Raw genomic sequence first — 25,035 nt, forward strand, 5'->3', positions numbered from 1 at the left:
CCGTCGATCAAGGGCAAACGCACGTGGTTGGATCTCTTTTCCGCGTGCGTTTGCCCTTGATCGATGCGGATGTCCTTGATCGACGCGACGGAGGGCCGCCGCTCGCGCCGCCCGCGCCGTGCGACGCCGCCCGCGCAACTTGCGCCTCGCGCTTGGCCGCGCCGCCCGCCCTCCTGCGCTGTGCGCTTGGCCGCGCTCCTGCGCTGTGCGCTTGGCCGCGCCGCCCGCGGCTATCGCGCTGGCTGCCTCATCGCGCTGGCGGCGTGGTCCGTGCTACCTGTGCCATTCGTGCAGACCGCGCTCGGCGCGCTGCCCGCTCATTGCAGGTAGACTGTGCCGCTCGTGCTGCGTGCGCGTCGGCAGATGAGGCACCCGTCCGGTCCGCGGCGAAGCGCACCCGGCAAGGCGGACGCGGAGCTGCGGGCCGCCGTCGCGGCGGTGCGCCCAGCCTCGCCGGCGCCGTCACGCCCCATCGAGCGCGACTTCCCGGGTTGCCGTACCGGGTTGAGGCCGCGTTTCCCTGTTGTCGCACGCGGTTCCGCGCGACGCGGCGTTGGTCGCGGCCGCGAGTGGCCAGCGGCGCCGGATCCGCGCTGGCCCGGCGCCGTCGCGCGCGTCGATCAAGGAGATCCGCATCGATCAAGGGCAAATGCACGCGGAAAAGAGATCCAACCACGTGCGTTTGCCCTTGATCGACGGCGCGCAGGCGCTGCGGGCCGGGCCTACGCGCCGGGCCTACGCGCCGGGCCTACGCGCCGCACGCAGCGCGGACGGGGCCGGACGGGGACCGACCGGAGCAGGGGCGAGTGCCGCGGGCACCGCAGCCGGCAGGCACCGCGCGGGTCTGCGGCGCGGGAGTCGTGACCGGCGGGGTGCCGCGATAGGGCGTGGGTTAGGCGGCGCGGCGTTGGTGGGGGGCGATGTGGCCGTTACGGGGTTGCAGCCACGCTCGCACCACCGTCACCGGCGCGATCACGATGGCGCCTCCACAGCCGGTGCAGAGCAGCTCAGGGCAGTCGTCGTGCACGTCCTCGCAGGGCGGCGCCTCGAAGGTCGTCTCGGTGCGGCAGGTCGCGCAGTACAGCTCTCGCACGGGCGTCTCCTCTTCAGCTCGAAGGTGAATTACCCGGTTGTAGTTCTCACGCTCCCATGCCCCTCTGACGAAATCGCGAACCACTTCCGGCGTGTCGCCCATACGTACGAGGGCCCGGTGACCGAACAGCCACCGGGCCCTCAGAACGACACAAACTAGTGCGTAATCTCCTCGCGCTTCTCGGACGAAGCGGGACGGTCCGAGACCGGCGGGTGCCCAGGCGACACCGGCGCCTCGGCCGGCTTCTCGATCGGGTAGAAGAAGCCCCTGATCGCCGGGCCGAGCGCGCCCAGCCGGTTCATCTTCTTCGGCACTACCCAGCCGACGTAGTCCAGCTCGCCGTGGCCGTGCTCGTCGACCGCAGCCAGTGGCTGGTGCACCTCCACGAACCGCCCGTCGGGCAGCCGCTTGATGATGCCGGTCTCCACGCCGTGCGCCAGTACCTCCCGGTCGTGCTGCTGGAGGCCCAGGCAGATCCGGTACGCCACGTAGTACGCGAGTGGTGGCAGGACCAGCAGACCGATCCGGCCGGCCCAGGTCATCGCGTTCAGGCTGATGTGGAACTTGTCCGCGATGACGTCGTTGCCGCCGGAGAGCGTCAGCACCAGCCAGAACATGATCGCCATGGCGCCGAGGCCGGTGCGGGCGGGCACGTCGCGCGGGCGCTGGAGCAGGTTGTGCGCCTTCTTGTCCTTGGTCAGCCGCGCCTCGATGAACGGATACGCCATCGGCAGCATCGTCATGATGCCTGGTAGGACCACGGTCGGCCAGAAGATGGGCGGGATCGTGTATCCGTCGCCCCAGCCGAACAGGTCGAACCGTATCTCCCAGGCGGGGAAGAGACGGGTCGAGCCGTCGAGGAACATGACGTACCAGTCGGGCTGGCTGGCCGCCGAGACCACGTACGCCTCGTACGGGCCGAAGAGCCACACCGGGTTGATCTGGAAGAAGCCCGCCATCAGCGCGATCACGCCGAAGACGATCATGAAGAAGCCACCCTGCTTGATGGCGTACCGGGGGAACATCCGCTCACCGACCACGTTGTGCTCGGTGCGGCCCGGCCCTGGCCACTGCGTGTGCTTCTGCTTGAACACCAGCCCGACATGCACGGTGATCAGGGCCACCAGGAGCGCGGGGATCAGCAGCACATGGGCGATGTAGAAGCGACCCATGATGACGTGCCCCGGGAACTCACCGTCGAAGACCGACGTGGTCACCCACGAGCCGATCACCGGGATCGACAACATGATCGCTGAGGCGATGCGGAGACCGGTGCCGGAGAGCGCGTCGTCGGGGAGCGAGTACCCGGTGAAGCCGGCCAGGAAGCCGATCCAGAAGAGCAGCGAGCCGATGATCCAGTTGGTCTCACGCGGCTTGCGGAACGCGCCGGTGAAGAAGATCCGGAACATGTGCACCACGATCGCCGCCATGAAGGTCAGCGCCGCCCAGTGGTGCATCTGCCGCATGATCAGCCCGCCCCGGACGTCGAACGAGAGGTCCAACGTGGAGGCGTACGCCGCGGACATGTGGGTGCCGCGCAGCGGCGTGTAGCTGCCGTTGTACGTGACGACGGTCAGCGACGGGTCGTAGAAGAACGTCAGGAACGTGCCGGTGAGCAGCAGCACGATGAACGAGAACAGCGCGATCTCGCCCAGCAGGAACGACCAGTGGTCAGGGAAGACCTTGTTCAGCAGGCTGCGCAGCGGCGTCGCCGCCTGGAACCGGTCGTCCAGCGCCCCGGCGCTGTTGGCGGGCAGGGCGCGTACGTCAATCTTCCGGCGCTTCATGGCCGCTCCCAGAATGCTGGCCCGACGGCCACCTTGTAGTCGGACGTCGCCACGAAGAAGCCCTCTTCGTCGACCTCGATGGGCAGCATCGGGAGGCTACGCGTGGCGGGCCCGAAGATCGGTCGGGCGTTGTCGGTGATCAGGAACTGCGACTGGTGGCACGGGCAGAGGAGCCGGTTGGTCTGCTGCTCGTACAGGCTGGCGGGGCAGCCGGCGTGGGTGCAGATCTTCGAGTACGCGACGAAGTTCTGCCACATCGAGTCCCGGTTGATCGCCTTCAGCGTGTCTCGCGTCTTCTGGGCGTCGTCCGGACGCAGGTGGATCAGCAGTGTCGGCGAGTCGGCGTGCTCGTTGGTCGCGCCTCCTGGGATACCCGGGAAGACCGTCATCTGACCGCCGACGCTGACGTCTTCCGGCCGGATGGGCGAGCCGTCCTCGCGGGTGACGCGTACCGGATTTCCGCCGTTGCCCGCCGGGTCCCAGCCGGTCTTGAAGAGGATCCGGTCCTCGACCGGGTCCTTGATCAGCCCACCGATCAGCGGCGCGGCCGCGACCGCGCCGACCGGCGCGAGGCCGAGCAGCGCGGCGAAGCCGAGCGCCTTGCGGCGCTTGAGCCCCAGCTCCTCGGCGATGTAGACCATCGTCTCACCGGTGATCTTACGTTCCTCGGTGGCGGACGGCCCATCGTGCCGGTCCTGGATCGCGACCTCGCGCGGCAGCAGCTTCTTGCCCCAGGTGAGGACGCCGAAGCCGATGCCGAGCAGCGCGACGCCCAGCGTCAGGCCCAGGAGCGGGGTGTAGAGCTTGCTCGGGTTCGAGCCCATCTCGTACTCCCACGGCCCAAAGCTGTAGATGAGCAGGAAGGCGGTCGCCGCCAGGCCGGTGAGCAGGAAGAACGACGCGACGATGCGGACCATACGGCGCTCGGCCCGACTGTTCGGCGGGTACTGCGCCTCGTAGTGGACGATCTCGATGCCCTCGCGGCGCGCACCTTCGCGCATGATGTCGAACCGCGTCAGGCGCGGATCGAAAACGTCGAGCGGCTCCTGCTCGACCCGTGGCTCGGTCTCTGTGCTCATGACTTCCCCGCAATCCACAGACTAGCGAACACCAGGGCGACAATGCCCACCAGGAAGATGGCGAGACCTTCGGTCACCGGACCGAACCGCCCGAGACCCCAGCCGCCCGGGTCGCGGTCTTCCTGCAGCGCCTCCTGGATGTAGGAGATGATCTCCTTCTTCTGCTCAGGGGTGAGCTGGTTGTCGCCGAACACCGGCATGTTCTGCGGACCGGTGAGCATGGCCGCGTAAATCTGCTGGTCGGTCGCCTCGCCGATGGGTGGCGCGTACTTGCCCGAGGACAGCGCGCCGCCGCCGCCGCTGAACGCGTGGCACGACGAGCAGTTGATCCGGAAGAGGTTGCCGCCGCGAGCGATGGCCTCCTCGTCGTTCTCGGGCGCCCGCAGGTCGCCGGACGGCACCTGCGGCCCGCCGCCCAACTCCTGGATGTACTGCGCGAGCTGCCTGGTCTGCTCGTCGGTGAAGACCGGGGGCTTGCGCTCCGCCTGGGCCTCCTGCCTGGCCATCGGCATGCGGCCGGTGCCGACCTGGAACTCGACCGACGCCGCGCCGACGCCGATCAGGCTCGGTCCGCGCCCCTCGACACCTTGTGCACGGGGGCCGTGGCACGAGATGCAGCTCTGGTTGAACAGCGCCTTGCCCTCTTCGGCGGCGGTGGACAACTGCGGCGTGTCCTTCGCGCCCGCGATACCCGGCGCGAAGACGCTGTAGACGCCGCCGGCCAGCGCCAGCGCCAGCGTGAGGCGGACCACGGAGCCCACGCGGCGACGAACGCGGCTACGTGGTCCGGTACGCCCACGGCGCAACCGTCCGAGCCAGCCGGGGGAGTCAGAAGTCATGGCCAGTGTCCTTCATGCCTATAAGACGGAGTCTGCGAGTGAAATGTGACACGGTCACTGGAGGAGGTAGATCATCGAGAACAGCGCGATCCAGACCACGTCGACGAAGTGCCAGTAGTACGACACGACGATCGCGGACGTGGCCTGTGCCGGCGTGAACCGACCCATGGTGGTGCGGATCATGAAGATGATGAACGCGACCAGACCACCGGTGACGTGCAGGCCATGGAAGCCGGTGGTCAGGTAGAACATCGACCCGTAGCCGTCCGCGTTGATCTTGATCCCGGCGTGCACCAGCTCGCGATACTCGTTGACCTGGCCGAGCACGAAGATCAGACCCATCACGAAGGTGATCGTGAACCACCGCCGCAGCGCGTGCACATCCCCCTTCTCCGCCGCGAACACGCCAAACTGGCAGGTCACCGACGAGGCGACCAGGATCAGCGTGAACGTCGTCGCGTACGGCAGGTTCAGATGGGGAGTGTGCTCCTCCCACATGCTGTAGTCCGCCGCGCGGATCGAGAAGTACATCGCGAACAGCGCCGCGAAGAACATGAGCTCGCTGGAGAGCCACACGATCGTGCCGACGCTGACCATGTTGGGCCGCGTCAGCGAGTGGATCCGGCTCTTGTCAATGGCTGAGGCCGCAGTCACGCGGTCATTATTGCCCCCGACCAGCGCGGGCGATCGTCGGGGTCGGCTACGACGGTGTGTCGTGGGTGGCATAGCCTCGAAACGTGCCCCCCTTCACCGTGTCGGCACTCGTCACGCAGACCCGTCTGGACGGCTGGATCGCCGTCCTGCTGGTGGTGGCCGCCGGCCTGTACCTGTACGGAGTGCACCGCCTGCGCACCCGCGGCGACCGCTGGCCCGTCGCCCGCACCGCGCTCTTCCTCGGCCCGGGTCTTGGCGGCATCGCCGCCGTCACGGTGAGTGGCCTGCACGCGTACGACACGACGCTGCTCTCCGTGCACATGGTCCAGCACATGGCGCTGTCGATGGTCGCCCCGATCTTCCTGGCGCTCGGCGCCCCGGTGACGCTCGCCCTGCGCACCCTGCGCGGCGCGCCCCGCCAAAAGCTGCTCGCCGTGTTGCATAGCCGGGCGGCGAAGGTCTTCTCGTTCCCGCTCGTCGCGTACGCGATCTTCGTGGCCAACCCCTTCGTGCTGTACTTCAGCGGCCTCTACCGGCTCACCGTGGAAAACGAGCTCGTCCACGAGCTGGTGCACGCGCACTTCATCCTCACCGGCTGCCTGTTCTTCTGGCCGCTGGTCGGGCTCGACCCGCTGCCCGGCCGCTGGCCCTACCCGGGGCGCGCGCTGCTCATGGTGCTGTCGGTGCCGTTCCACACCGTGCTCGGGCTGACCATCATGCAGAGCACCACGCTGATCGGCGGCGACTGGTACCCCTCGCTCAACCTGCACTGGGCCGACCCGTGGGCCGACCAGAAGGTCGCCGGGGGCATCCTCTGGGCGGGCGGCGAGTTCGTGTCGATCATCATGATCGGCGTGCTGCTCATGCAGTGGTTCAAGCAGTCCGAACGCGAGGCCAGACGCATCGACCGCGAGCTCGACCGGCAGGAGGCGCTGGCCACTTCAGAGGACCGGCGACCCGCGCGAGCGGAGCGAGCGCCAACCAGCACAGTCGCCGGGCCGGCGTCGCCTGGACCGAGCGACGCGCCGACGAAGTCGCCGCGCGGCGTGAGGGAAGGCGACGCCTCAGAGGACCGGCGACCCGCGCGAGCGGAGCGAGCGCCAACCAGCAGAGCCGCGGGCGGGGCAGCTCGCGCCGATTGACGGCGGGTACCATCAGGCCGCAGCGAGAAATGGGAGCGCAATGTCCGACCGTGTGTACACCGTCCTGCTCTACAGCGACGATCCGCAGGTGCGTGAGCGGATGCGGCTCGCCGTCGGCCCACGGCCCGCAGCCGACCTATCGGTCGAGTTCGTCGAGGCCAGCGACTACGCGGCGTGCGTGCGACTGGTCGACGACTACGAGATCGACCTGATGCTGCTCGACGGTGAGGCCACTCCCGGCGGCGGCATCGGCATCGCGCGGCAGATCAAAGACGATCGCGACGACGCGCCGCCCACCTGCGTGGTGATCGCCCGAGCGGCCGACCGCTGGCTCGCCGCGTACGCCCAGGTCGACGCCACCCTGCTGCACCCCCTCGACCCGGTGACGACCGGGCAGACCGTGGCAGACCTGCTGCGGTCGCACGCTCCGGCCTGATCTGAAGCGATCTGGAGGCCCGCCCATGGGCGAACGGACCTGGCCCAACCTCATCTCGGCGTTGCTGCGCGCCGAGGAGCTCTCCACCGCCGACACGGCCTGGGCCATGGGCGAGATCATGACCGGGTCGGCCACGCCGGCACAGATCGCCGGGTTCGCCACGGCGCTGCGTGCGAAAGGCGAAACTCCGGCCGAGCTGGCGGGCCTGGTGGAGACGATGCTGGCCACCGCCGCGCGGATCCATCTCTCCGATGAGGTACGCGCCGACGCGGTCGACGTCGTGGGAACTGGCGGCGACCGTGCCCACACCGTCAACATCTCCACGATGACCGCGATCGTGGTCGCCGGGGCGGGCGTCCGTGTGGTCAAGCACGGCAACCGCGCCGCCTCGTCGTCGTGCGGCGCCGCAGACCTGCTGGAATTCCTGGGTATTCCCCTCGACCTCGGCCCCGACGAGGTGTCCCGATGCCTCGTCGAGGCGGGTATCGGGTTCTGCTTCGCGGCACGGTTCCACCCCGGCATGCGTCACACCGCCGTGCCGCGGCGCGAGCTGGGCGTGCCCACCGTGTTCAACTTCCTCGGCCCGCTGACCAATCCGGCCCAGCCGCGCGCCGGCGCGATCGGCTGCTTCGACAGCCGCATGGCGCCCGTGATGGCGCAGGTCTTCGCCGACCGCGGCGACTCGGTGCTGGTCATGCGCGGCGAAGACGGCCTCGACGAGTTCAGCACCGCCGCACCGACCCGCGTCTGGGCGGTACACGACGGCACCGTCACCCCGATGTTGCTCGACGCCGCCGACCTCGGCATCGCCCGCTCCCAGCCCGGCGACCTGCGCGGCGGCGACGCGGCATTCAACGCCGACGTGACCCGGCGCCTGCTCGCTGGAGAGCCGGGCCCGGTCCGCGACGCGGTACTGGTCAACGCCGCCGCCGCCCTGACCGCCCACGCCGGCCCGAGCGGCGACCTGACTGAGGCGCTGCGGGCGGGCCTGGCCCGCGCGGCCGAGTCCATCGACACGGGCGCCGCCGCCAAGGTCCTCGACCGCTGGATAGAGGTAGCCACCCCCTAATTAGAGGGTCGTTGTGAAGGTGGCTATGCGGGACGCCAGCGGGGTGGACGCGCGCACCCAGGCGAAGTGGTCGAGTCGCCCGCCCGCCTCGGCTGTCGTGTAGTGCTCGCGCCGCACCGGTGCCGCCTCCAGCTTGGCGCAGAGGTGGTCGAGCGTCTCGGGCGGCGTGTACTGGTCGTGGTCGACGCTCACCGCCAGCACCGGCGTGCGCACCTTACGGACGGCGGCTTCGGCGTCGACCCCGTCGATCGACGGGAACCGCCCGGTGCGTGCCGTGTACGCCCAGTCTCGGATCACGCCACGCGCCTGCCGGCCGCCGAACGTCCACCCGGGCCACACCCCCGCGACCGCGGCGACGGCACCGATGGCTTGCGTGTACGGCAGTATCGCGTAGCCGCGCAGGCCGGGGTAGTGCCGCCAGTACGGCAGGCCGACCGCGACCAGTGCGAGACCGTCCACGTCGGACGGCTCATTCAGCGCCAGGTGCAGGATTGCCGCCTGACCGCCCAGCGAGTGGCCGATGAGCAGCCGCTTGCGCCCGTCCAGCCGTGGCTTGAGCGCCTCCGACACCGCGGCGACGTCCTCGACCAGCGACGGGTACCCGTACCGGGAGGCCCGGCTGGGCGGTGGTGTGCTGGCGCCGGTGCCGCGCAGGTCGGCCACGATGACGGTGATGCCCTGCTCGCCGAGTGCCGCCGCGAACGGCCGGTAGTAGCGCGCCTTGACGCCCATGGCAGGCCAGATGATCGCGACGGGCCCGTCGTCCGAGGGCGACGGATATACCTGCAGGCCGATCCGGTCGGTGCCCCGCTCCAGGTGCTCCTGGGTGAAGTCAGTCGGCATCGGGGAGCCCGATGGCGAATGCCTCCTCGAGGTCGTGCTGCGAGTATGCCCGGAACGCGATGTGCGTGTCGGTGTCGACGACGCCTGGGGTCTTGGAGATGCCGCCCGCGATGACCTCGGCGATCTGCTCGTATTCGCGTACGCGCACGATGGCGATGAGGTCGACGTGGCCGGCGACCGAGTAGACCTCGCTGACGCCGGGGAGGGCGGCGAGCGCCTCGGCCACCTCGGGAATGGAGTCGGTGGCGCAGTCGATCAGTACGATCGCAGTGATCACGCCGCCCACTCTATCGGCGGGCGCCGCCCGCGGCCTAGGGGCCGCCGGGATCAAGGAGAAACGCAACGATCAAGGGCAAACGCACGCGGAAAAGAGATCCAACCACGTGCATTCGCCCTTGATCGACGAGGAGAGGCGGGGGGAGGCGCGGGGAGGCGGGGAGGCGGGGAGGCGAGCAAACGGGGAGCGCGCCGCCCTAGTGCTCTGCCGTGCGGCGGGTGCCGGTGTAGTACTCGAAGAGCAGGCCGCAGGTTGCGGCGGTCACCGCGATCATGCCGGCCGCCAGCAACCACCACATCCAGAACACGAGACCGAGCCCGGCCACCGTCGCGGCAGCCGCCAGCCCGAACGGCCAGTAGCTGCCCGGGCTGAAGAAACCAACCTCGCCGGCACCGTCGGACACCTCGGCGTCCGGCCGGTCTTCGGGCCGCAGGTCGATCCGGCGCGACACGAACCAGAAGAACCCGCCGCACATCGAGGTCAGGAGCGCGGAGAGCAGCAGCGCGACCGTGCCGATCCACTCGACGCGCCCGAGGTCGCCCCACGTCCACCACGCGTACACGACGCAGGCCACGTACAGGAAGGCGGTGACGACGCCGAAGATCCGATACTCAGTCTTCATGTCACTCTCCGGACGTGGAGTTGAAGTTCGCGACGTCCCGCTTGGTCGGGAACGGCTTCGTCGTGGTCGCCAGCGGCTCCTCACCGATCTGGGTGAGCGCCTGCTGGGTCGTCGCGCCGTCCTGCTTCGCCTCGATGAACTGGTCGAACTTCTCCGGCGAGACCACACGCAGCTCGAAGTTCATCATCGAGTGGTAGGTGCCGCACAACTCGGCGCACCGGCCGACGTACGAGCCTTCCTGGTCGATGCTCGACACCTCGAACTGGTTGCGGATGTTCCCGGGGAACACGTCGCGCTTGAACAGCAGCTCCGGGACCCAGAACGAGTGGATGACGTCCTTGCTGGTCTCCTCGAAGAGAATCCGCTTGCCGGTGGGCAGCACCAGCACCGGAATCACGTCGCTCGAGCCGAGCGTGGACGCGATGGTGTTGGCGTCAGTTCCGATGCCGTCGCGGTAGTTGAACTGCCAGTTCCACTTGAACGCGACCGTCTCGACGATCACGTCCGGGGTCTTGGAGGTGCGGTCCACATCGGTCTGCACGATCGCCGTGTAGTAGAACAGCACCGACACGACCAGGATCGGCGCGATCGTGTAGAGGAACTCCATCGGCATGTTGTAACGGGTCTGCACCGGCAGCTCGTCGCCGCGCTTGCGGTACCGCACGACGCACCAGAAGATCAGGCCCCAGACGAACACGCCGACCACGAGGGCGGCGATCACGGACCCGATCCACAGGTCGTACATGCGGTTGGCCTGCGGCGTAATGCCGTTTTCCGGCCAGCCGAAACCCTTGAAAGCGCTGCCGACGTCACAGCCACCCAGCAAGGTCATCAGCGCCGCGGCGCCGGCCCCGAGCCCGGCGAGCCTCGCAAGACGAGCCCGCGTACCCCTAGCGACCACCTGGTTCAGCCTCCCTAGCGTCACTGACGGTCGCGAGATTACTCGACCATGCGGGCCGGACCTGCCGTGGGGTAGGTAGCGTCGGCTCGTGACCTACTTCGACGCGGCCGCGGCCGCGCCGCTGCATCCGGTCGCGCGGCAGGCGCTGCTCGCCGCGCTCGACGACGGCTGGGCCGACCCCGGCAAGCTCTACACGCAGGCCCGCCGGGCACGCCAGCTCCTCGACGCGGCGCGCGCCACGACCGCCGAGATTCTCGGCGTACGCGCCGACGAGTTGACCTTCACCAGTGGCGGGACGGCGGCGGCACACTCGGCCGTCCTGGGTGGCCTGGCAGGGCGGCGGCGGGCCGGTGAGACCCTCGTGCACTCCGCGATCGAGCACTCGGCCGTGCTCTACGCGGCCGGCGGCGCAGGCGTTCCGGTGCCCGTGGACCGGCTGGGACGGCTCGACCTGGACGCCTGGCGGTCTGCCGTGGCGGCCCCCGGGGTGGCACTGGCCGCCCTGATCAGCGCCAGCCACGAGGTGGGCACGGTCCAACCGGTCGCCGAGGCTGCCGAGGCGTGCGCGGCGGCAGGCGTCCCCCTCTACGTCGACGCCGCGCAGTCGGTGGGCCGGGTTCCAGTACCCGATGGGTGGTCGCTGCTGACGGCGAGCGCCCGGAAGTGGGGTGGTCCGGCGGGCGTGGGGCTGCTCGTCGTCCGGAAAGGCGCGCGCTGGCGCTCGCCATACCCGGATGGCGAACGGGAGACGTGCCGTGACCTTCCGGCCATGGTCGCGGCCGCGGCCGCGCTGCGGGCGGTGACCACCGAGCAGGTCGCGGAGGCGGCCCGGCTGGCGCCGCTGGTCGACCGGATCCGGCGGGTGGTGGCCGCGACCGTGCCGGACGTCGAGGTGGTCGGCGACCCGGACGGCCGGCTGCCGCACCTGGTGACGTTCTCCTGCCTGTACGTGGACGGCGAGGCGCTGCTGCACGCGCTCGACCGGCGCGGGTTCGCGGTGTCGTCAGGGTCGTCGTGCACGTCGTCGACGCTGCGCCCGAGCCACGTACTCGAGGCGATGGGCGTGCTGTCGCACGGCAACGTGCGGGTGTCGCTGCACCGGGACAGCACCGAGGCGGACGTCGACCGGTTCCTGGCGCAGCTGCCCGGCGTGGTCGCCGACCTGCGCGCGGAGGCGGGGGTGGTGGGGCTGTGACTGAGCTAGCTCGGCGGCGGCTGCGGGCGGCGCGCCCTCACAGCTCCCTACGCTTGGTGGCGGCTGCGGGAGGCGGCGCATGACCGAGTTTGCTGGCGCTCGCCTGCGCTCGCGCGGGTCACGCGCCCCGAAGCCTCCCTGTAGCCACCAGCCGCTACGGTCGCTGCGCTCCCTACGCTTGGTGGCGGCTGCGGGAGGCGGCGCATGACCGTGCTGGACTGCTTGGGGCAGCGCTGCCCGCTGCCGGTGATCGCGCTGGCCAGGCGGCTGCCTGGCGTACCCGTTGGGGAGGTCGTGCGGGTGCTGGCCGACGACCCAGCGGCCGCAAACGACATCCCGGCGTGGTGCCGGATGCGCGGTCAGGAGTACGTGGGCACCGTCACGATCGACGGCGCCCCCGCCTACGACGTGCGCCGGACCTCGTGATCAGACGCCGAGATGGGGACGGACGTCCTCCGCCGCCTGGTCGCCGTACGAGTCGGCGACGCGCTTGAGGAACGCGTCCGCGCGCACCTCGTACTCCTGCGGGCCCACCGTCTCCAGCACGAGCGCGGCCAGCACCGAGCCGACCTGTGCGGACCGCTCCAGGCTCAACCCCCACGAGAGGCCGGCGAAGAAGCCGCTGCGGAACCCGTCACCGACGCCCGTCGGGTCGACGAGCTGGACGTCGCGCGCCACCGGCACGTGAATGCGGTCGAGGCCCTTGCCGGTGATCTCCACGCCGTCCTTGCCCAGCGTGGTGATCCGCACCTTTACCCGATCGAGCACCTCGGCCTCGCTGAGGCCGGACTTGCTCGACAGCAGAGACTTCTCGTACTCGTTGGTGAGCAGGTACTCCGCGCCCTCGATGAGCTTTGTCACGTCGCCGCCGTCCATGCGGGCGAGCTGCTGCGACGGGTCGGCCGCGAACGCGTACCCACGGGTGCGGCACTCCTCGGAGTGGCGGATCATCGCCTCGGGGTCGTTGGCGCTGACCAGCACCAGGTCGAGGCCGCCGACGCGCTCGGCGACCGGCTTGAGCTCGATGTTTCGCGCCTCGCTCATCGCGCCCGCGTAGAACGACGCGATCTGGCACATGTCGAGGTCGGTGGTGCAGACGAAGCGGGCCGTGTGCGCGATCTGGCTCACGTAGACCGAGTCGCAGTCGACGCCGTGCCGCTCCAGCCAGGACCGGTAGTCGGCGAAGTCGGCGCCCACCGCGCCGAGCAGCACCGGGTGCAGCCCGAGCTGGCCCATCCCGAAGGCGATGTTGGCCGCGATGCCGCCGCGGCGTACGACGAGGTCGTCGACCAGGAAGGAGAGCGAGACCTTGTCGAGCTGGTCAGCGAGCAGCTGCTCGGCGAACCGGCCCGGGAAATGCATCAGGTGGTCTGTTGCGATCGAGCCAGTTACGGCGATCTTCATGTCGGCCCTCGGAGTCGGGTATGGGACAAGTGCGCGGCCAGCCTAGACAAAGCGGGACCGCCCGTACAGGCGGTCCCGCTTTTCCGACAGACTGCTCCGAATCTAGCGAGCGCGCGCCGCCCGCAGACCGCACAAAGCGGCGGGAGCGGAGCGACCATAGCGACTGCGGTCTACAGGGCGGCTTCCGAGCGCGCGAGCGACCCGAGCGAAGGCGAGGGCATCAAACTCAGTGGAACGAGTCACCGCACGCGCACGAACCCCCCGCATTGGGGTTGTCGATGGTGAAGCCCTGCGCGTCGATCCGGTCAGCGAAATCGATGGTCGCGCCGGACAGGTACGGAGCGCTCATGCGGTCGACGACCACCCCGACACCGTCGAAGTCGGTCACGACGTCGCCGTCGAGCGAGCGCTCGTCGAAGAACAGCTGGTAGCGCAGGCCGGAGCAGCCACCGGGCTGCACCGCCACACGCAGCCGCAGGTCGTCGCGGCCTTCCTGCTCGATAAGGGCCTTGACCTTCTGCGCCGCGACGTCGGTGAGGACGACGGTCGTAGCGGCCTTGGCCTCGGTCGACTCGGACTGCGCTGAAGTCGTCACGGGATATCTCCTCTTACTTTCGGTATCAGTGCCAACGCTAGCCCTCGACCGGCCGATTCCCAACCAGACTCTCGGAGAGCACCGCCCGTTGTGTGGGGCGTGCCTCCTCCTGGCGGCGGCGGCCTTCATCAGTAAGGGTGACAAAGACGCCTCGACGGTCTTGCTCGCACAGCGCCCGGCAGACGAGACCGTCGCGTTCCAGCCGGGCCACCGCGCGCGACAACGCGCTCTGGCTGAGGTGTACGAGCTCGGCCAGCTCCTGCATGCGCAGTTTTGCCTGGTCAGCGACTGCCAAGCGGTCGATGACCTCGAACTCGCTCATGCCGATCCCGTGCCGGTCCTGAAGCTCGCGCTCGAGCGCGCAGGAGGTGTCGTGGTAGCGCTGCGCGAGCGCTCGCCACTCCGTGACCAGCCGTGGGTCGTCCGACACGCTGGCCATCCTAGCAGATGTGTATGCATTAAATGCGCGTGCAACGTTCAGCGGGACCACTGGGTCGCGAGATGAGCGGCCAGGTCTCGCAGGGCCTCCGCGGGCTCGGCCATCGCCTTCTCCAAGCCAACCCGGTCCACCAGGGCGTACGCGTCGGTGACGCCCGCCGCGGCGGCCTCGCGCCGGCCCGCGCTCACCTGCCCGGCAAGCACCAGACACGGCAGGCCGCGGTCGCGGGCACCGGCCGCCACGCCGGCCACCACCTTGCCGCGCAGCGACTGGTGATCGAAGGAGCCCTCACCCGTGATCACCAGGTCGGCGTCGTCCAGCGCCGCGTCCAGCCCTATGAGGCTCGTCACCATGGTGATACCCGACTCGCAGCGCCCACCGAGCGCGAGGATCGCCGCGCCCAGCCCACCGGCCGCCCCCGCCCCGGGTAGCCCCGCCAGTCCGGGCGGACACATGGACAGCGTCTTCTCCAGCACCGACGCCCACCGGGTGAGCGCGCCGTCGAGCAGCAGCACGTCCTCGCGGGACGCGCCCTTCTGCGGACCGTACACATTGGATGCCCCGTGCAGCCCGGTCAGCGGGTTGTCCACGTCGGTCGCCGCGACCAGGTCGGCAAGTCGCAGGCGCGGTTCACCCTCCAGCCCGACGACGGCGGTCAGCGCGGCACCGCCGTACGGCAGCGCGTACCCGCTCGCGTCCAGCGGCGCGGCGCCGAGCGCGGCGAACATGCCCGCACCCCCGTCGTTGGTGGCCGACCCACCCAGCCCGATCACGATCCGCCGCGCGCCCGCCTCGGCGGCGTGCGCCAGCAGCACCCCGAGCCCGTACGACGTGGCGCCCAGCGGGTCGCGCTCCCGCTCCGAAAGCAGATGCAGCCCACACGCCTGCGCGCTCTCCACGTACGCCGTGTCGCCGGCCACCAGGACCGAGCCGGTGACGGGCCGGCCGAGCGGGTCGACCGTGGGCACCGGAATCGAGGTGCCGAGCGCCGCCAGTACATCGAGAAACCCCGGACCGCCGTCGGAGAGCGGGCGCTCGACGGCCTCGTCCTTCGCGGACGCGGAGAGCCAACCCGCAGCGATGGCCTCGGCCACCGCGGGCGCCGAGAGGGTACCGGCGAACTTGTCAGGGCAGATCAGCACTCGCATGTTTCCGGAGTGTGACATGCCACAGTCCCGGAGTCGGCGATGGGGCGCATCATTGATGGCGTGACTTCGACGTGGGTTGAGCCATCGGGCACCGGTGCCGCACTTCTGCTGCTCGGGCGCGGCAGCGACGCTTCCGCCGAACGCGGCGTGGAGTGCCCCGGCGAGCTGCCCTCCCCCAGCGACCCCAACCTGGTCGAGAGAGCCGCCCGCGCCAAGGCCATCCTCGGCGACCGGCTCTTCGTGCTCGGGCACCACTACCAGCGCGACGAGGTCATCCAATTCGCCGACGTCACGGGCGACTCGTTCAAGCTGGCCCGCGAGGCGGCCGCCCGCCCCGAGGCGGAGTTCATCGTCTTCTGCGGCGTGCACTTCATGGCCGAGAGCGCCGACATCCTCACGACCGACGCGCAGAAGGTCGTGCTACCCGACCTCGGCGCCGGCTGCTCGATGGCCGACATGGCCGCGCTGCCGCAGGTGGAGACCGCGTGGGAGCTGCTCGAAGACGCGGGCGTCGCCACCTCGACGGTTCCGGTCACCTACATGAACTCCTCGGCCGACATCAAGGGCTTCGTCGGCCGCAATCACGGCGTGGTCTGCACCTCGTCCAACGCCAAGCGCGCCCTGACCTGGGCGTTCGAGCGCGGACAGCGGGTGCTCTTCCTTCCCGACCAGCACCTCGGCCGCAACACCGCCGTCCTTGAGATGGGCTTCGACGCCGACGACTGCGTGCTGTACGACCCGCACAAGCCGGGCGGCGGCCTCACCGAAAAGCAGCTCCGCGAGGCCAAGATGATCCTCTGGCGGGGGCACTGCTCGGTGCACGGTCGCTTCACCTCCAGCTGCGTCGACGAGGTGCGGCTGCGGGTGCCGGGCGTCAACGTGCTCGTCCACCCGGAGTGCCGCTACGACGTGGTCACCTCGGCCGACTACGTCGGCTCGACGGAGTACATCATCAAGGCCATCGAGGCCGCGCCCGCCGGCTCGGCGTGGGCGGTCGGCACCGAGCTCAATCTGGTACGCCGGCTGGCGCAGGCCCACCCGGACAAGCAGATCATGTTCCTGGACCGGAACGTCTGCTACTGCTCCACGATGAACCGCATCGACCTGCCCCACCTCGTCTGGGCTCTGGAAGAGCTCGCGGCCGGGCGGCTCGTGAACCAGATCACTGTCGATGCCGACACGGCGCACCACGCGCGCGTAGCGCTCGACCAGATGCTCGCTCTTCCGTAACCCTCGGTTACCGGAGAAACACGGAAGACTCCGTGAATTCCCGGTTTCGGGCCATCCCGGGCGGCGTGCGCTCCGTACCAACGTCACAGAACGCTATGCTGCCCGGGCGGCATCGGGGGTACGGGTAGCCGCCGGAGCCAATCCGCAGGAGGTTACGTTGACCAACGACGTCCTGACCGTGCACGGCGGAACGCCACTGCACGGACAGATCCGGGTACGCGGCGCAAAGAACCTCGTCTCCAAGGCGATGGTGGCAGCGTTGCTCGGCGACGAGCCGAGCCGGCTGTTCGATGTGCCCCGCATCCGCGACGTCGAAGTGGTGCGCGGCCTTCTGGAGCTGCACGGCGTCAAGGTGAGTGACGGCGTCGAAGACGGCGAGCTCGTCTTCGACCCGGCCAACGTCGAGAGCGCCAGCACCGACGAGATCAACGTGCACGCCGGCTCCAGCCGCATCCCGATCCTGCTGTGCGGGCCGCTGCTGCACCGTTTGGGCCACGCGTTCATCCCCGACCTGGGCGGCTGCCACATCGGGCCGCGGCCGATCGACTTCCACATCCAGGCGCTGCGCGAGTTCGGCGCGATGGTCGACAAGGCGCCCGACGGCATGCACCTGACCGCGCCCAACGGCCTGCACGGCACCAAGCTCGAGCTGCCCTACCCGAGCGTCGGCGCCACCGAGCAGGTGCTGCTCACCGCGGTCATGGCCGACGGCGTCACCGAGCTGCGCAACGCCGCGGTCGAGCCCGAGATCATCGACCTCATCTGCGTCCTGCAGAAAATGGGCGCGATCATCAAGGTGCACACCGACCGGGTCATCGAGATCCAGGGCGTGCCCCGCCTCGGCGGCTACACCCACCGGCCCATCCCCGACCGCATCGAGGCCGCGAGCTGGGCCGCCGCCGCGCTGGCCACCGGCGGCGACATCGAGGTGCTGGGCGCCGAGCAGGTCGACATGATGACCTTCCTGAACGTCTTCCGGTCGGTCGGCGGCGCGTACGAGGTCACCGACACCCGGCCGCCCCGCGCCGGCCAGCCCGGCGAGGAAGGCAAGATCCGCTTCTGGCACCCCGGTGGCGAGCTGCGGGCCGTGGCGATCGAGACCGACGTGCACCCCGGCTTCATGACCGACTGGCAGCAGCCGCTCGTCGTGGCGCTCACCCAGGCGCGCGGGCTGTCGATCGTGCACGAGACCGTCTACGAGCAGCGCCTCGGCTACACGGACGCGCTCAACACGATGGGCGCGACGATCCAGGTCTACCGGGACTGCCTCGGCGGCACCCCGTGCCGGTTCGGCCGCCGCAACTTCAAGCACTCAGCGGTGATCGCAGGCCCGAGCAAGCTGCACGCCGCCGACCTGGTCATCCCCGACCTGCGCGCCGGCTTCAGCCACCTGATCGCGGCCCTCGCCGCCGAGGGCACCTCCCGGGTGTACGGCGTCGACCTGATCAACCGCGGCTACGAAGACTTCGAGGCCAAACTCGCAGCTCTAGGCGCCCACGCCGAACGCGCCTGATCGCCGCGGCCCGCGCGCCAAAGGCGCCGCGTAGCCGCAGGGGCCGCGGGGCGCCGTGTAGCCGCGGGGCGCCGCGCCGCCTCCTTTTCCGTCGATCAAGGGCAAACGCACGTGGTTGGATCTCTTTTCCGCGTGCGTTTGCCCTTGATCGTTGCGATTCTCCTTGATCGACGCCCGGGCTTGGCCCGCCGCGGTGGGCCGATGCGGGCTGGCTTGGCGACCGCGCGTGGGCGGGCGCGGCGGGCGGGGCTGGCACCCGCTACCCTTTGCAGCGTGCCGTCGCTGTTTCGCCGCAAGTCCGCTGACGTCGTCGAAGAAGTCGAGGAGACTCCCGACGAGGTCGATGAAGCCGTGCGCCCAAGGGGGTACACGCCGAGCAAGAAGGATCTCGGCGTCGCCACGCCCAAGCGCTCCACCAACAGGCGACGCGCGGTCGAGGCGGCGCCCGCGAACCGGCGCGAGGCCTACAAGCGGTCCCGGGAGCGGCAGCGCGCTGAGCGAGCCGAGGCAATGGCCGGCATGCGCGCCGGCGACGAGAAGTACCTGCTCGCCCGCGACCGTGGGCCCGAGCGTTCCCTGGTCCGCGACATCGTCGACTCGCGCCGCACCGTGGGCACGTGGTTCTTCGGCGGCGCGCTGATCGTGCTGATCGGCTCGTCGGCGGCGATGCCCGAGCCGGTGCGACTGGTGTCCAACCTGATGTGGGCCGCGCTGGCGCTCGGTGTGGTGGTCGACTCGATCCTCATCTCGCGCAAGGTGGGCAAGCTCATCCGGGAGCGGTTCCCAAAGACGACGCAGCGGATGGGCTCGCTGTACCTGTACGCGATCATGCGCTCGATCACGTTCCGCCGCATGCGCATGCCCAAGCCCAAGGTCACAATCGGCACCGCGGTCTAGCGCCGGCCCACGACACACGCCACGCCGGCCACACGCCACGCCGGCCACACGCCACGCCGGCCACACGCCACGCCGGCCGCGCGTGGGCGCGACATGCCGTGCCGTGACGCGCGACGCCGCGCCGATCAAGGCCTTTCCCGTCGATCAAGGGCAAATGCACGTGGTTTTGAGATCGAACCACGTGCATTTGCCCTTGATCGACGAGGCGCGCCGTCCGCGGGGGTCGCGCGGGCCAGGACGACCCAGCCCAAGGGAGTGGACGTCACGTGCGGGGCGGACAGGGCGGGCACCGGGCGCGGGGTGGGGCGGGGTTACGGGATGCCTAGTAGGCGGAGGAGCGCTGCTGTCGTTGCGGCGGCCAGGACCACGACGACGAATGGGGCCTTCAGCCAGGCTAGGAGGGCGCCTACTGCCACTCCCGCCGGCCGGGCAACGCCGGCGAAGGCGCCGCTTTCGGTCAGGGCTGCCGTGCCTGCCAAGGCCGCCAGGAGCGCTGCCGCCGCCATGGGCAGCAGCCGGTGCACGGGCTCGGGCAGGTCGAGCCGGTCGCGTAGGACGACGCCGGCCAGCCGGAAACCGTACGTGCCGACCGCCAGTGCCACGATGACCGCGATCAGCATCAGCGCCGCCACGCCAGGAGGAGCCCGCTGAGTGCCAGCAGCACGGGCAGGCCCGCCGGCAGCAATGGGGTGGCCAGCACGGCGACCAGAGCGCCGCTGAGCGCGACCTGCCGGGTGTCGCGGTCGCGCAGCGAGGGCAGCAGTAGCGCGATCATTCCGGCGGGGAACGCCGCGTCGAGGCCAAGCGCGTCGGTGTCGCCGACCGAGCCGCCCAGCAGGATGCCGAGGACGGTGCCGATCTGCCAGGCGATGAAGAGGGTGACGCCGGTCGACCAGTACGCGCGCTGCCTGCCGGGGCCGGCGGGCAACGCCATGGCGAACGCGACCGACTCGTCGACGAGCAGGTGGCTGCCGACCAGCCTGCGCCACCAACCGTGCCCGATCGCGTCAGCGATCGCCAGGCCGAATGGCAGGTGTCGGGCGTTGAGCAGGAGTCCGGCGAAGACCGCGGCGAAGGGGTTGCCGACCGTCACCAGGCCCACGGCCATGAACTGCGACCCGCCCGCGAACACGAACACGGACATCGCGACGACCGCCCACACGGGGAGCCCGGCTGCGATCGCGATGGCGCCGAACGAGGCTCCGACGGCGAGCACCGCCACGCCGAGCGCCCCGACGTCCCGCACCAGCGTTCGCTCTGCCGTACGCATAGTCCACAATAATGAACACCACCCGAGTGTTCGTCAAATCGAACGGACAGCAGCATGGAACGAACAGCACCCCCCATCGCGCACATCGCAGCCGCCCTGCGCCGCGAGCGCGAGCGTGCCGGCATCTCCCTCACCGAGCTGGCCCGGCGCGCGGGCGTCGCCAAGTCGACGCTCTCGCAGCTGGAGGCGGGCAGCGGCAACCCCAGCGTGGAGACGCTCTGGTCGCTCGCCGTGGCGCTGGACGTGCCACTTAGCCGCCTCGTCGAGCCGCCCACCCCACCGGTACGCGTGGTGCGGGCCGGCGAGGGTGCCCGGATGATGTCGGAGCAGGCCGACTTCACGGGCATCCTGCTCGCCGCCGGCTCCCTGCACGCCCGCCGCGACCTGTACCTAGTCGAGATGGAGCCGGGCGCCGAGCGGCACGCCGCCGCGCACATCCCGGGCAGCGTCGAGCATCTGGTCGTGGCGAGAGGGCGGGTGCGAACCGGCCCGGCCGACGCGCCGGTCGAGTTGGGGCCCGGCGACTACATCGCGTTCGCGGGCGACCAGCCACACGTGTACGGCGCCCTCGAACCGGACACCCTCGCGGTGCTCGTCATGGAGCATCCTCGGTAGCCGCCTTGTACAGGCGGGCCACGACCTCTTCGATGTCGGGCTCCAGGATGGCGATATCGCGCAGGCCCGGCAGCCCGCCGAGGCGCGCGACCACCGCCGCCGCCGAGCCGTCCACCTCGAAGACCAGCCGGCGGCCGTCGGCCTCGACCGTCGCACCCCCGAACGACGCCACCGGCTCGTCGAGGTCGACCACGACCCGGCGCCGCGACCCGTACCGCGCGTGCAGCGCCTCGATCGTGCCGTCGTGCACTACCCGGCCATGGTCGATCACCACGAGCCGCTGGCACAGCCGCTCGATGTCGGCCAGGTCGTGGGTGGTCAGTACGAGCGTGGTGTCGCCGCGCGCGCCCACCTCGGTCAGGAACGAACGGACCGCCTGCTTGCTCACCACGTCCAGCCCGATGGTGGGCTCGTCGAGGAAGAGCACCTCCGGCCCGTGCAGCAGCGCGGCGGTCAGCTCGCCGCGCATCCGCTGGCCGAGCGAGAGCTGCCGCACCGGGATGTCGATGAACTCGTCCAGATCGAGGAGGTCGCGGCAGCGGCGCAGCCGACTCGCATGGTCAACTGCCGGGACACGGAAGATGTGCCGCAGCAGGTCGAACGAGTCGCGCAGCGGCAGGTCCCACCACAGTTGCGAGCGCTGGCCGAACACCACGCCGATCCGGCGCGCCAGCTTGGTCCGCTGCGGCACCGGCGTGTATCCGCACACGCGCACCTCGCCCGCCGACGGCATGAGGACGCCGGTCATCATCTTCAGCGTCGTGGACTTGCCGGCACCGTTCGGGCCGATGTAGCCCAGCATCTCGCCGCGCGCCACGGTCAGGTCGACACCGTCGACAGCGGGCACCACGCGTTTTTCCCGCCGCAACCGGGAACGCTTCACCCGCACCGTGAACTCCTTGCGCAGCCCGCGCGCCTCGATCACACTCATGACCCCGTACTCCGGTAGTGCCGGACGCCGACCCGCCACACGGCGGCGGCCACCGCCGCGACGACGATCGAGACGCCCGGCGCGGCATATCCCACCCAGCCCGGCAGGCCCAGCGGGTCGGTCCGGCCGAGCAGCGCCAGCGCCGGGTAGTAGGCGACAAAGCCAAAGCCCAGCCCGTACGCGAAGACGCGGCGAAACCATCCACTGTAGATATTGATCGGGTACGTGGTGAATTCCCGGCCGCCATAGGTGAAGGCGTTGCCGATCTCGCCCGACTCGATCCACCAGAACGCCACCGAGGCGGTCGCCACGAAGATGGATCCGAAGAAGAGCACACCGCCGGCGAGAGCGAACGCCACGAGGCCGACCCGTGCCGCGGTCCAGTCGATACCGGCCGACGCCAGCGCCACTGCCAGTACCGTCGCGCCGAACACCGACCGCGCGGCCTTGCGGATCGGGATGTCCATCAGCAGAAGCTGTGGCAGCACTCCGAGCGGCCGCACCAGCACCGCGTCCAGCCGGCCCGTGTTCACGTACAGCTTGACCCGCTCGATGTTGCCGACCATCAGGTCGGCCGCGGCGAACGCGAACGCCGTCAGCCCGACCATCACCATCGCCTCGCGCAGCGTGAAGCCGCCCAGCGCCTTGGTGACCCGAAACAGCACCAGCACGGTGAGCACGTCGAGCATCGTGGCGACCACGTTGGTGCCCAAATCGATGGCGAACGAGATCCGGTACGAGGCCTGGGCGCTGGCCTGGCCGCGCAGGAGCGCCAGGTACGGTCGCGGCCGGTCAGCCACCCTGGATCACCAGCCGGCGCTCGGCGCGGCGCTGCACCACCGCGCAGCAGGCCAGCAGCAGCATCACCCACATCGCCTGGAGCGCGACGATGCCGCACCTCAGCGCCGGCGGGTCGCGTTCGACCAGGACGTCGAGCGGGGTCTGCAACATGCTGGGGAACGGCGTGGCGACCCACAACGCGACCATGAACTGCTCCGGCAGGAAGCGCAGCGGGAAGAACAACCCGCCCAGCACGCCGGAGCCGACCAGCCACGCGAGCATCGGACCGCGGATGTCGGTGAGCCAGTACGCGACCGAGTTGACCAGATACCGGCAGGCGAAGCAGAGCATGACGGCCAGCGCCGCCGAGACGACGAAGAGTGGCCCGGTGAACCACTGCCGGGGCAGGTACACGTCGAAGAACAGCAGGCCGGTGAGCACCGGCGGCACGAACCGGGTGAGCACCGCGTGCCACGCGCGTCCCAAGTCAGCGGCGAGGTACATGGTGACGGGGTGCACCGGCCGCAGCAGGTCACTGGCCACGTCGCCGGTGCGGATCCGGTCGGCGAGTTCGGTCGAGCCCCACAACGCCACCACGGCGAGAAGTCCCTGCCCAGCCCAGACAAAGGTGGCAAGCTGCTCCCGGTCGTACCCGCCGGCCAGACCGGTCGCGGTGCCGGCCGCGACGGCCAGCAGTACGTAGGTGCGCAGGAAGCCGAATACGGTGTTGGTGAAGGCGCCGGCTACCGTCGCCTGGCGATAGGTAGAGTAGCGACGAAAGCCTGATCCGGTTATGGCGGCAAATGTCCGGAAGGCAGGGACGATGTTTCGGTGTGTGGACGGTGGCGTAGTGGCGTTCACCGAGCCCACGCCGATACCCTCCTTTCCGCGACCACGCTGCACCCGAGCCGGGTGACTCTACCCGGCGCCCGGGGCTGTCCAGCGACCCATTTTCGATGAGGTGACATCGGCGGTGAGCGACCTGACCAGTAGCTCAGTGCCGCGCCACGCCATCGAGGTGCCCACATATAGCGGGGCAGTGGCGTGACCGAGGACTTCATCGGCTACCGGCGCGGGCGCGGCGAGCCGTCCTGGGCCGACGAACCCACCGACGAGTGGGAGCCGATCTTCCCCGGCCAGAAATACCCTGGCGACACCGGCGCGCAGCAGGGCAGGCCCGCCAACGGGCGCGGCTCCGGTGCCGCTGGCCGTGCCGGCGTGTACCCGGCCAGCGCCCGCCCCGCCCAGCAGCCAGCGCCGAAGGTGGTCTCGACCGACGGGCGCGGGACCCCGGTGTCCCCGCCCGCTGGCGGCGGCGGTATCCGATGGTCGCCCCCGCCCGCTCCCGGACGCCGTCCCGGCCCGTCCCGGCCCGACTCCGCCCAGCCCGCCGCCGCCCGTGCGGACGACGGACGTCCCGACGAAGGGCGGGGCGGCGGCAACCTCATGGACGGTCCGACCAGGCCGATCCCGCCTGGTCGTCCGGCGCCGCCCGACCTCGACGGTCCGACCCGGCCCATCTCGCCGGGACGCCGTCCGGGTCCGCGCAGCACGCCGTCCAGGCAGCCGGACGACGGGCAGTGGCCGGAACGGCCCGCGCCTTCGCCCGACTCCCGGCGCTCCGGCGGCGCGCCGCCAGCCGACGCCCGACCGGCGGTCTCGCAGGGTCGCCCGGGTTGGGATGACCGGCAGGGATGGGACGGCCGCCAGGGTCGGGATGAGCGCCCCGACTGGGACGAGCGTCCCGCCGCACGCGGACGCCCATCGTGGGACGACAGAGCCGGCGGGCGCGAACGGCCGGGCTGGGACGACCGCCGTCCCGCGGCTCGCCCGGGATGGGACGACCGGCCGGCGTGGGACGACCGTGCCGCCGGACGGGAACGACCGGGTTGGGACGACCAGCAGGGTGCCGGTGACCGCACCGGTCGCGACGATCAGGCGGCGCGTGGGGGGCGCCCCGACGCGGGCGAGTGGCGGCCGAGCGGGCCGGGCTGGGACGACCCTCGCAGACCTGGCAGAGACGACCGAATGACCGGCGAGCGGCCCGGCTGGGACGACCAGCCGGCACCCGCGATGGGTAGGAGCGACCGCGCCGGGATCGGCGAGCCGCCGGGCCGGCACGGCGAGCCGGCACGTGGACCGGACCGGGCTCCGATCGGCGAACGGCCGAGCTGGGACGAGCGCGAGGCCCGGCCGGCCGAGGCCGCTGCCCGTGCCGCCGAGGCCGCCCGGCCAGCCGAAGCGGCACGCGCCGCCGAGGCCGCGCGTGCGCCGGA

At 70.5% G+C, this 25,035-nt stretch carries 26 protein-coding genes and 2 pseudogenes; 10 read left to right on the forward strand and 18 right to left on the reverse strand.

The window, feature by feature from the left end:
• Nucleotides 1-892: 892 nt before the first annotated feature.
• The 5 genes from V6V89_RS36420 to ctaE form a co-directional block, all read right to left on the reverse strand.
• Nucleotides 893-1,093 carry a hypothetical protein gene (locus tag V6V89_RS36420; protein ID WP_334624200.1) on the reverse strand — a complete coding sequence of 67 codons (201 nt, stop codon included), beginning with the start codon at nt 1,091-1,093 and terminating at the stop codon, nt 893-895.
• Nucleotides 1,094-1,248: 155 nt separating this feature from the next.
• Entirely contained in the window at nt 1,249-2,880 is a 1,632-nt protein-coding gene (gene qcrB, locus V6V89_RS36425; protein WP_334624201.1) for a cytochrome bc1 complex cytochrome b subunit, read from the reverse strand.
• Nucleotides 2,877-3,959: a cytochrome bc1 complex Rieske iron-sulfur subunit gene (gene qcrA, locus V6V89_RS36430; RefSeq protein WP_334624202.1), complete on the reverse strand. Its 1,083-nt coding sequence runs from the start codon at nt 3,957-3,959 to the stop codon at nt 2,877-2,879. Before qcrA ends, qcrB begins: the two co-directional genes overlap by 4 nt.
• Nucleotides 3,956-4,798: a cytochrome bc1 complex diheme cytochrome c subunit gene (qcrC, locus tag V6V89_RS36435; RefSeq protein ID WP_334624203.1), complete on the reverse strand. Its 843-nt coding sequence runs from the start codon at nt 4,796-4,798 to the stop codon at nt 3,956-3,958. The genes qcrA and qcrC overlap by 4 nt, the downstream gene beginning before the upstream one ends.
• 54 nt (nt 4,799-4,852) lie before the next feature.
• A complete protein-coding gene (ctaE, locus tag V6V89_RS36440) occupies nt 4,853-5,452 on the reverse strand; it encodes an aa3-type cytochrome oxidase subunit III (protein ID WP_334624205.1) in 600 nt (199 codons plus the stop codon).
• 83 nt (nt 5,453-5,535) lie between these two features.
• Here ctaE and V6V89_RS36445 point away from each other — a divergent pair.
• The 3 genes and pseudogenes from V6V89_RS36445 to trpD form a co-directional block, all read left to right on the forward strand.
• A pseudogene (locus tag V6V89_RS36445) lies at nt 5,536-6,384 on the forward strand (cytochrome c oxidase assembly protein); the annotation flags it as partial.
• 250 nt (nt 6,385-6,634) lie between these two features.
• Nucleotides 6,635-7,030, forward strand: a complete 396-nt coding sequence (locus tag V6V89_RS36450; protein WP_334624206.1) for a hypothetical protein — start codon at nt 6,635-6,637, stop codon at nt 7,028-7,030.
• A gap of 25 nt (nt 7,031-7,055) precedes the next feature.
• Nucleotides 7,056-8,099, forward strand: a complete 1,044-nt coding sequence (trpD, locus tag V6V89_RS36455; RefSeq protein WP_334624207.1) for an anthranilate phosphoribosyltransferase — start codon at nt 7,056-7,058, stop codon at nt 8,097-8,099.
• Here trpD and V6V89_RS36460 read toward each other — a convergent pair whose 3' ends face one another.
• From V6V89_RS36460 to ctaC, 4 genes are all read right to left on the reverse strand, one after another.
• Nucleotides 8,100-8,942, reverse strand: coding sequence for an alpha/beta hydrolase family protein (locus V6V89_RS36460; protein WP_334624208.1), 843 nt, complete (start codon nt 8,940-8,942; stop codon nt 8,100-8,102). It lies immediately after the preceding gene.
• On the reverse strand, nt 8,932-9,219 hold the full coding sequence (locus V6V89_RS36465) for an Lrp/AsnC family transcriptional regulator (protein WP_265254738.1): 288 nt from the start codon (nt 9,217-9,219) through the stop codon (nt 8,932-8,934). The genes V6V89_RS36460 and V6V89_RS36465 overlap by 11 nt, the downstream gene beginning before the upstream one ends.
• 196 nt (nt 9,220-9,415) lie before the next feature.
• Nucleotides 9,416-9,841: a cytochrome c oxidase subunit 4 gene (locus V6V89_RS36470; RefSeq protein WP_334624209.1), complete on the reverse strand. Its 426-nt coding sequence runs from the start codon at nt 9,839-9,841 to the stop codon at nt 9,416-9,418.
• A gap of 1 nt (nt 9,842) precedes the next feature.
• On the reverse strand, nt 9,843-10,742 hold the full coding sequence (ctaC, locus tag V6V89_RS36475; protein WP_442935294.1) for an aa3-type cytochrome oxidase subunit II: 900 nt from the start codon (nt 10,740-10,742) through the stop codon (nt 9,843-9,845).
• A gap of 88 nt (nt 10,743-10,830) precedes the next feature.
• On the opposite strand from ctaC, the gene V6V89_RS36480 reads away from it, so the two are divergent.
• Together V6V89_RS36480 and V6V89_RS36485 are read left to right on the forward strand one after the other, a co-directional pair.
• Nucleotides 10,831-11,937 (forward strand): cysteine desulfurase family protein, encoded by a 1,107-nt coding sequence (locus tag V6V89_RS36480; protein WP_334624210.1) that lies wholly within the window; start codon nt 10,831-10,833, stop codon nt 11,935-11,937.
• Between the two features lie 204 nt (nt 11,938-12,141).
• Nucleotides 12,142-12,363 (forward strand): sulfurtransferase TusA family protein, encoded by a 222-nt coding sequence (locus tag V6V89_RS36485; RefSeq protein WP_334624211.1) that lies wholly within the window; start codon nt 12,142-12,144, stop codon nt 12,361-12,363.
• On the opposite strand, the gene V6V89_RS36490 is transcribed toward V6V89_RS36485, so the two are convergent.
• The 4 genes from V6V89_RS36490 to V6V89_RS36505 form a co-directional block, all read right to left on the reverse strand.
• The gene (locus V6V89_RS36490) at nt 12,364-13,341 is read right to left on the reverse strand and encodes a carbohydrate kinase family protein (protein WP_334624212.1); all 978 of its coding nucleotides are present in this window, start codon (nt 13,339-13,341) and stop codon (nt 12,364-12,366) included.
• A 226-nt stretch (nt 13,342-13,567) separates the two neighbouring features.
• Entirely contained in the window at nt 13,568-13,936 is a 369-nt protein-coding gene (gene erpA, locus V6V89_RS36495) for an iron-sulfur cluster insertion protein ErpA (RefSeq protein ID WP_334624213.1), read from the reverse strand.
• Nucleotides 13,937-13,973: 37 nt separating this feature from the next.
• A complete protein-coding gene (locus V6V89_RS36500) occupies nt 13,974-14,375 on the reverse strand; it encodes a MarR family winged helix-turn-helix transcriptional regulator (RefSeq protein ID WP_334624214.1) in 402 nt (133 codons plus the stop codon).
• 38 nt (nt 14,376-14,413) lie between these two features.
• Nucleotides 14,414-15,523 (reverse strand): glycerate kinase family protein, encoded by a 1,110-nt coding sequence (locus tag V6V89_RS36505; RefSeq protein WP_334624215.1) that lies wholly within the window; start codon nt 15,521-15,523, stop codon nt 14,414-14,416.
• Nucleotides 15,524-15,583: 60 nt separating this feature from the next.
• Between V6V89_RS36505 and nadA the strand changes: the two genes are divergently transcribed.
• The 3 genes from nadA (at nt 15,584) to V6V89_RS36520 (ending at nt 19,163) form a co-directional block, all read left to right on the forward strand.
• The gene (gene nadA / locus V6V89_RS36510; RefSeq protein WP_334624216.1) at nt 15,584-16,753 is read left to right on the forward strand and encodes a quinolinate synthase NadA; all 1,170 of its coding nucleotides are present in this window, start codon (nt 15,584-15,586) and stop codon (nt 16,751-16,753) included.
• Nucleotides 16,754-16,910: 157 nt separating this feature from the next.
• Nucleotides 16,911-18,266 (forward strand): UDP-N-acetylglucosamine 1-carboxyvinyltransferase, encoded by a 1,356-nt coding sequence (gene murA, locus V6V89_RS36515; RefSeq protein ID WP_334624217.1) that lies wholly within the window; start codon nt 16,911-16,913, stop codon nt 18,264-18,266.
• A 273-nt stretch (nt 18,267-18,539) separates the two neighbouring features.
• Nucleotides 18,540-19,163: a DUF3043 domain-containing protein gene (locus V6V89_RS36520; protein ID WP_334624218.1), complete on the forward strand. Its 624-nt coding sequence runs from the start codon at nt 18,540-18,542 to the stop codon at nt 19,161-19,163.
• 311 nt (nt 19,164-19,474) lie between these two features.
• On the opposite strand, the gene V6V89_RS36525 is transcribed toward V6V89_RS36520, so the two are convergent.
• Together V6V89_RS36525 and V6V89_RS36530 are read right to left on the reverse strand one after the other, a co-directional pair.
• A complete protein-coding gene (locus V6V89_RS36525) occupies nt 19,475-19,783 on the reverse strand; it encodes an AzlD domain-containing protein (RefSeq protein ID WP_334624226.1) in 309 nt (102 codons plus the stop codon).
• Complete coding sequence (locus V6V89_RS36530; protein WP_334624219.1) at nt 19,783-20,433, reverse strand: AzlC family ABC transporter permease; 651 nt, start codon at nt 20,431-20,433, stop codon at nt 19,783-19,785. Before V6V89_RS36530 ends, V6V89_RS36525 begins: the two co-directional genes overlap by 1 nt.
• Before the next feature lie 54 nt (nt 20,434-20,487).
• On the opposite strand from V6V89_RS36530, the gene V6V89_RS36535 reads away from it, so the two are divergent.
• The gene (locus tag V6V89_RS36535) at nt 20,488-21,048 is read left to right on the forward strand and encodes a helix-turn-helix domain-containing protein (protein ID WP_334624220.1); all 561 of its coding nucleotides are present in this window, start codon (nt 20,488-20,490) and stop codon (nt 21,046-21,048) included.
• Here the strand turns inward: V6V89_RS36535 and V6V89_RS36540 are convergent.
• The 3 genes from V6V89_RS36540 to V6V89_RS36550 are packed head-to-tail and all read right to left on the reverse strand — an operon-like array spanning nt 21,029 to nt 23,629.
• Nucleotides 21,029-21,979 (reverse strand): ABC transporter ATP-binding protein, encoded by a 951-nt coding sequence (locus V6V89_RS36540; RefSeq protein WP_334624221.1) that lies wholly within the window; start codon nt 21,977-21,979, stop codon nt 21,029-21,031. The two genes, V6V89_RS36535 and V6V89_RS36540, sit on opposite strands and share 20 nt — an antisense overlap.
• A complete protein-coding gene (locus tag V6V89_RS36545; protein ID WP_334624222.1) occupies nt 21,976-22,779 on the reverse strand; it encodes an ABC transporter permease in 804 nt (267 codons plus the stop codon). Before V6V89_RS36545 ends, V6V89_RS36540 begins: the two co-directional genes overlap by 4 nt.
• Complete coding sequence (locus V6V89_RS36550; protein ID WP_334624223.1) at nt 22,772-23,629, reverse strand: ABC transporter permease; 858 nt, start codon at nt 23,627-23,629, stop codon at nt 22,772-22,774. Before V6V89_RS36550 ends, V6V89_RS36545 begins: the two co-directional genes overlap by 8 nt.
• Nucleotides 23,630-23,803: 174 nt before the next feature.
• Here V6V89_RS36550 and V6V89_RS36555 point away from each other — a divergent pair.
• Nucleotides 23,804-25,035: pseudogene (locus tag V6V89_RS36555) on the forward strand (hypothetical protein); the annotation flags it as partial.

The sequence above is a fragment of the Micromonospora sp. CPCC 206061 genome, assembly GCF_036906915.1.
GTDB lineage: Bacteria > Actinomycetota > Actinomycetes > Mycobacteriales > Micromonosporaceae > Phytohabitans.

Coding starts and splice junctions, on each gene's coding strand:
- qcrB (WP_334624201.1), bottom strand. CDS start 2,880: ATGAAGCGCCGGAAGATTGACGTACGCGCCCTGCCCGCCAACAGCGCC.
- qcrA (WP_334624202.1), bottom strand. CDS start 3,959: ATGAGCACAGAGACCGAGCCACGGGTCGAGCAGGAGCCGCTCGACGTT.
- qcrC (WP_334624203.1), bottom strand. CDS start 4,798: ATGACTTCTGACTCCCCCGGCTGGCTCGGACGGTTGCGCCGTGGGCGT.
- V6V89_RS36450 (WP_334624206.1), top strand. CDS start 6,635: ATGTCCGACCGTGTGTACACCGTCCTGCTCTACAGCGACGATCCGCAG.
- trpD (WP_334624207.1), top strand. CDS start 7,056: ATGGGCGAACGGACCTGGCCCAACCTCATCTCGGCGTTGCTGCGCGCC.
- V6V89_RS36460 (WP_334624208.1), bottom strand. CDS start 8,942: ATGCCGACTGACTTCACCCAGGAGCACCTGGAGCGGGGCACCGACCGG.
- V6V89_RS36470 (WP_334624209.1), bottom strand. CDS start 9,841: ATGAAGACTGAGTATCGGATCTTCGGCGTCGTCACCGCCTTCCTGTAC.
- V6V89_RS36485 (WP_334624211.1), top strand. CDS start 12,142: ATGACCGTGCTGGACTGCTTGGGGCAGCGCTGCCCGCTGCCGGTGATC.
- V6V89_RS36490 (WP_334624212.1), bottom strand. CDS start 13,341: ATGAAGATCGCCGTAACTGGCTCGATCGCAACAGACCACCTGATGCAT.
- V6V89_RS36500 (WP_334624214.1), bottom strand. CDS start 14,375: ATGGCCAGCGTGTCGGACGACCCACGGCTGGTCACGGAGTGGCGAGCG.
- V6V89_RS36505 (WP_334624215.1), bottom strand. CDS start 15,523: ATGCGAGTGCTGATCTGCCCTGACAAGTTCGCCGGTACCCTCTCGGCG.
- V6V89_RS36525 (WP_334624226.1), bottom strand. CDS start 19,783: ATGCTGATCGCGGTCATCGTGGCACTGGCGGTCGGCACGTACGGTTTC.
- V6V89_RS36530 (WP_334624219.1), bottom strand. CDS start 20,433: ATGCGTACGGCAGAGCGAACGCTGGTGCGGGACGTCGGGGCGCTCGGC.
- V6V89_RS36535 (WP_334624220.1), top strand. CDS start 20,488: ATGGAACGAACAGCACCCCCCATCGCGCACATCGCAGCCGCCCTGCGC.
- V6V89_RS36540 (WP_334624221.1), bottom strand. CDS start 21,979: ATGAGTGTGATCGAGGCGCGCGGGCTGCGCAAGGAGTTCACGGTGCGG.